We start from the raw sequence: 3,306 nt of genomic DNA on the forward strand, positions 1-3,306 counted from the left end.
GCAGCCCGCCGAACTGGCCCGGCCGCACCTGCGGCGCCGCCAGCCTGCTCCACTCCGGGTCGTGGTGACCCGGCAGAGTCCGCCCCCGGTCGGCCCAAGTCCGCATCAGGGCACGGTAGATGGGCGGGTCCGGCGGTGGCTCCGCACCGGCCGGTAAGAACTCGAAGGGCGCGGGGACGAACCGCTGCCGGTGCCGGCCCGGTGTCGAATATGTGGGAGTCATACTTTGGCAACGCCGCGAGCCGTGTGGAGGTCACGGGCGCGCCGGTCGGGCGTCAGTTCGTGAGGTGCCCCGGTCCGGGTACCGGAACCGGGGCGTCGACGAACCGTCAACTCCCTTGAGAAAGCCGCGCGTTGGAGTGAAATCAGGCGGCGCGGCGGACCGCCGCCGGGACCTGCGCGGGCCGCGCCGGACGCACCGGGCGCGAACCGGGGCCACCGACGTGCGAGAACGGCTGGGTGCGCCAGTCGAGCCCCTGAGGGAGCGTCAGCACCGGCGCGATGTCCTGCGTCCGCTCCTGGAACACCTCGTCGGCGGACCGGGCGTCCGCCGCCGCGCGGCCGGTGCCCGCGCAGACCGTGAGCCCGAACGGGTTCCACGGCGAGGCGCACAGCGCGTGCTCCGGCAACACCTCCTGGTCCGCCAGCAGCGCGATCGGCTGCGTGCAGTCCGGGCAGACCACCCGGAACAGGTCGGCGCCCTCGTACGCGTCGAACTCGTCGTCCCCGTAACCGTCTTCGTCCGGATCGACACCCTCCGGAACGAGCTCGACGACGGGCTGGAGCCGCTTGGGCGCGGTACGACCAGGGCGGTTGGCACTCTGCATGGGATTCTCCCCCTCGGGCTGGGGCCGTTCAGGCGCTGCGGCCTCGACCACAGCAAGCACTTCCCAGTCAGTCTCGGCGGTAATCACGGGAGCATCACGGAGCGCGTTCGAGCGGTGTGGCCTTCGTCACATGCCACGGGGAGATGTCAGGTCGCCCGGACACCGCCCCAGGGGTCCCCGCGGCCCCACCCGTACATCACGAACCGGCTATGACCTGGGCCGTATAGGTATACGAAGAGTTCAAGCGCACTGTAGGTTCAGCGCCATGGAGGAGCTGGACCGACAGATCGTGCAGCTGCTCGTCAAGGACGGGCGGATGAGCTACACCGACCTGGGCAAGGCCACGGGCCTGTCCACGTCTGCCGTGCACCAGCGGGTGCGGCGGCTGGAGCAGCGGGGCGTGATCCGCGGGTACGCGGCCGTCGTCGACCCCGAGGCCGTCGGGCTGCCCATGACCGCCTTCATCTCGGTCAAACCCTTCGACCCCAGCGCGCCCGACGACATCGCCGACCGGCTCTCCGGAGTACCCGAGATCGAGGCGTGCCACAGCGTCGCCGGGGACGAGAACTACATCCTCAAGGTCCGGGTGGCCACACCCCACGAGCTGGAGGAGCTGCTGGGGAGGCTGCGGGCGTTGGCGGGGGTGTCGACGCGGACGACGGTGGTGCTGTCGACGCCGTACGAGGCCCGGCCGCCGCGGATCTGAGGATCGGGGCGGCAGGGGATCGGGCCGGCAGAGGGTCGGGTCGGCATATGAGCTGATCGTCGTACAGGCTGCGGGTCTTGTGTCCGGCCCCTGCGTGCCGCGCTGTCAGTGCCGGGCGGGACACTGTCCCCATGAGTGAGCGCACCCCCGACCCCCAGACCGTCCTGCTCCGCCGAGGAGAGGTCCACAGCCCCGCCGACCCGTTCGCGACCGCGATGGTCGTCGAGCGCGGGCAGATCGCCTGGGTCGGCTCGGAGGGCGCGGCGGACGCGTTCGCGGACGGGGTCGACGAGGTGGTCGACCTGGACGGCGGGCTCGTCACCCCGGCGTTCACCGACGCCCACGTGCACACCACCTCCACCGGCCTCGCCCTCACCGGCCTGGACCTCTCCGACGCGCCCTCCCTCGCCGACGCCCTCGCGCGCGTACGGGCGTTCGCCGAGGCCCGGCCCGCCGACAAGGTCCTCCTCGGACACGGCTGGGACGCCTCCCGCTGGCCCGGCGGACGCCCGCCCACGCGCGCGGAGCTGGACGAGGCGACCGGCGGACGGCCCCTGTACCTGTCGCGCATCGACGTCCACTCGGCCGTCGCCACGACCGCGCTCCTCGACCTCACGCCCCTGGGCCGCCCCGAGGGCCCCCTCACCGCCGACGCGCACCACGCGGTCCGCGCGGCGGCGTTCGCGGCCGTGACACCGGCCCAGCGCGCCGAGGCCCAGCGCACCGCCCTCGCGCGCGCGGCGTCCCTCGGCATCGGCTCCGTCCACGAGTGCGCCGGCCCCGAGATCTCCTCCGAGGACGACTTCACGGGCCTGCTGAAGCTCGCCGGGGAGTCGGCCGGTCCGCGTGTCGTCGGCTACTGGGCCGAGCAGGACGTCGCCAAGGCCCGCGAGCTCGGCGCGGCCGGCGCCGCCGGCGACCTCTTCGTCGACGGCGCCCTCGGCTCCCACACGGCCTGCCTGCACCAGCCGTACGCCGACGACGCCGGCACCGGCCTCGCCTACCTGGACGCGGGCGCCGTCGCCGCGCACGTCGTGGCCTGCACCGAGGCGGGCCTCCAGGCGGGCTTCCACGCGATCGGCGACGCCGCCGTCACCGCCGTCGTCACGGGGTTCCGTACGGCCGCCGAGAAGCTCGGCCTCGCCCGCGTCCGCGCCGCCCGGCACCGGGTCGAACACGCCGAGATGCTCACGCCGGACGCGATCACCGCGTTCGCGGAGCTGGGCCTCACGGCGTCCGTCCAGCCCGCCTTCGACGCCCTGTGGGGAGGCGAGGACGGCATGTACGCGCAGCGCCTCGGCGCCGAGCGGGCCCGTACCCTCAACCCCTTCGCCGCGCTCCTGCGCGCCGGCGTCCCCCTCGCCTTCGGCTCCGACTCCCCGGTCACCCCCCTCGACCCCTGGGGCGCCGTCCGCGCCGCCGCCTTCCACCACACCCCGGCCCACCGCGTCTCCGTGCGCGCCGCCTTCACCGCCCACACGCGGGGCGGCTGGCGCGCGACGGGCCGCGACGACGCGGGCACCCTGGTCCCCGGCGCCCCCGCCGACTACGCCGTCTGGCACACCGACGAACTCGTCGTCCAGGCCCCCGACGACCGGGTGGCCCGCTGGTCGACGGACCCCCGCTCGGGAACCCCGGGCCTGCCGGACCTCACCCCGGGCCGGGACCTGCCGGTGTGCCTGCGGACAGTGGTCGGGGGGCGGACGGTGTTCGAGAGGTAAGGGGCCCCGCGTTCGAGAGGCCGGTCCCTCCCGTCGCGCGCCCTCTTCTCCC

The 3,306-nt window shown here is 74.3% G+C and carries 3 protein-coding genes; 2 read left to right on the forward strand and 1 reads right to left on the reverse strand.

Features of this window, described 5'->3' with window-relative positions:
- Window positions 1-365 precede the first annotated feature (365 nt).
- The gene (locus tag AOK24_RS43420) at window positions 366-827 is read right to left on the reverse strand and encodes a hypothetical protein (RefSeq protein WP_055725338.1); all 462 of its coding nucleotides are present in this window, start codon (window positions 825-827) and stop codon (window positions 366-368) included.
- Window positions 828-1,092: 265 nt separating this feature from the next.
- Between AOK24_RS43420 and AOK24_RS43425 the strand changes: the two genes are divergently transcribed.
- Both AOK24_RS43425 and AOK24_RS43430 read left to right on the forward strand, forming a co-directional pair.
- Entirely contained in the window at window positions 1,093-1,533 is a 441-nt protein-coding gene (locus AOK24_RS43425; protein WP_010357977.1) for an Lrp/AsnC family transcriptional regulator, read from the forward strand.
- 131 nt (window positions 1,534-1,664) lie between these two features.
- A complete protein-coding gene (locus tag AOK24_RS43430) occupies window positions 1,665-3,254 on the forward strand; it encodes an amidohydrolase (RefSeq protein ID WP_055725339.1) in 1,590 nt (529 codons plus the stop codon).
- Window positions 3,255-3,306: the final 52 nt, after the last annotated feature.

It is taken from the genome of Streptomyces niveiscabiei, assembly GCF_001419795.1.
In the GTDB taxonomy this organism is placed as follows: Bacteria; Actinomycetota; Actinomycetes; order Streptomycetales; family Streptomycetaceae; genus Streptomyces; species Streptomyces niveiscabiei.